The organism is Kitasatospora sp. NPDC057512, from assembly GCF_042802135.1.
GTDB lineage: Bacteria > Actinomycetota > Actinomycetes > Streptomycetales > Streptomycetaceae > Kitasatospora.
On the sequence record NZ_JBHVET010001109.1, the window covers coordinates 1 to 1,888 of the forward strand.

Consider the following 1,888-nt stretch of genomic DNA (forward strand, 5'->3'; position numbering starts at 1 on the left):
GCCAAGCTTGGCCGGGGCCGCCCGAAGCGAGCACCGCTTCCGGCCGAAGCCGTCCGGCGCGGGCCTCGTCCGAGGACGGCCGCGCCGGCCGATCCCCTCTTCCCCCGGGTCGGACCCGTCAGCGGTGTGAGAATGCCGGGACGGGGAAGGCGAGCCAGGGGAGGGCGAGCATGCTGAACGAGTCGGTGTACCGGACCGAGGACGTGGAGCCACGGGACCGCTTCGAGTACTGGCAGCAGCAACTCGTCCGGCTGATCGCGCCGTTCGACGTCCGCACCGAGCACAGGGCCGACTTCCGGTCCGAGGTGCGCGTCCTGCCGCTCGGCGACCTGGCGCTCTGGACGATGGAGCACCCGCCGCTCGCCGCGAGCCGGTCGCCACGCCTGATCCGCTCGTCCACCGACCCCGAGCTGTACCTGTTCTCGCTTCCGTTCGGCGACACCGCCACCGCGGTCCGCTCCGACGGCCTCGGCGCCTACCGCCCGCACGACGTGGTCCTGCAGGACAGCGCCCGGCCCATCCTCCTCCGGGCGAGCACCGACGATCCGCGCCAGCGGTTCCGCGGGGGCTGGCTGACCGTGCCCCGGCAGGCGCTGCCGCTGTCGCCGGACCGGATCGGCACGCTCACCGCCCGCCGGATGCCCGGGGGCACGGGCGTGGGCGCCCTGCTCGTCCAACTGCTCGCCGGCATCGCCGCCGACCCCGGCGCCTACCGGGCCGGTGACGCACCCCGGCTGGGCACCGTCGCCCTCGACCTGGTGTCGGCGCTGCTCGCCCACCACCTCGACGCCGAGGACGCCGTCCCACCGGAGAGCCGGCGCCGGGCCCTGACCCAGCGGATCCGGGCCTTCATCCGCGCCCACCTGCACGAGCCGGACCTCGATCCCGGCGCCGTCGCCGCCGCGCACCACATCTCGGTCAGCTACCTGCACCGCCTCTTCGAGGGCGAGGAGGATACCGTCGCCGCCTCGATCCGCCGCCAGCGCCTCGAACGGGCCCGCCGCGACCTCGCCGACCCGGCTCTGGGCGCCACCCCCGTCCACGTCATCGCGGCCCGCTGCGGGTTCCCCCGCGCCGCGGACTTCAGCCGCGCCTTCCGCGGCGCGTACGGGCTGCCGCCCCGCGACTTCCGCCACGCCGCCGCAACGGCCGCAGGTGGACGCTGAGCGAAGCGGACGTGGACCGGCTGCTAACGACAACTCCCGTGGGGTTTCGGCAAGCTGATGCTGTGTCCACCACGGGGGATCAGGTGGTGGACGCGAACACACCGACACCCTCGAAGGGGGACCATCCATGTCCAGCAACGGACTCCGCAGGAACCCGCGCTCCGCCGCCGCCATCGGCCTCGCCGCCCTCACGCTCGCGTTGACCGGCCTCGGCGGCGGCCAGGCCTTCGCCGACTCGCACGCCGGCCTCACGGGAGGGATCGAGATCAAGAACGACGACGGCAAGTGCCTGGAGATCACCAGCTCCTCCACCGCGAACGGCGCCCGGGCCCAGCAGTGGGACTGCAAGGGCCAGGCCGGCTCGAAGTGGCAGTGGCAGTCCGCGGGCAACGGCTACTGGAACCTCGTGAACACCCACAGCGGCAAGTGCCTGGAGATCCAGAGCTCCTCCACCTCGAACGGCGCCGAGGCCCAGCAGTGGTCGTGCAACGGCCAGGACGGCGCGAAGTGGTGGGTGGCGCAGGAACGGACGAACCGGTGGACGATCCGGAACCACAGCGGCAAGGTCCTGGAGATCACCAGTTCCTCCCACGCGAACGGGGCCAACGCCCAGCAGTGGGAGTACAAGGGCCAGTCCGGCGCGCTCTGGTCCTGGTAACGAGCCGCCGGCCGCTCCCCGCCCGTCGTCTCGCGGGCGGGGGAGCGGCCCACCCGCCTACGCG

The 1,888-nt window shown here is 73.5% G+C and carries 2 protein-coding genes; both read left to right on the forward strand.

Annotated elements, in window-relative coordinates; all coding sequences use genetic code 11:
• Positions 1-170 precede the first annotated feature (170 nt).
• Positions 171-1,166 carry a helix-turn-helix domain-containing protein gene (locus ACFU6K_RS38100; RefSeq protein ID WP_380671112.1) on the forward strand — a complete coding sequence of 332 codons (996 nt, stop codon included), beginning with the start codon at positions 171-173 and terminating at the stop codon, positions 1,164-1,166.
• Between the two features lie 127 nt (positions 1,167-1,293).
• Positions 1,294-1,824, forward strand: coding sequence for an RICIN domain-containing protein (locus ACFU6K_RS38105; RefSeq protein ID WP_380671114.1), 531 nt, complete (start codon positions 1,294-1,296; stop codon positions 1,822-1,824).
• Positions 1,825-1,888 lie beyond the last annotated feature (64 nt).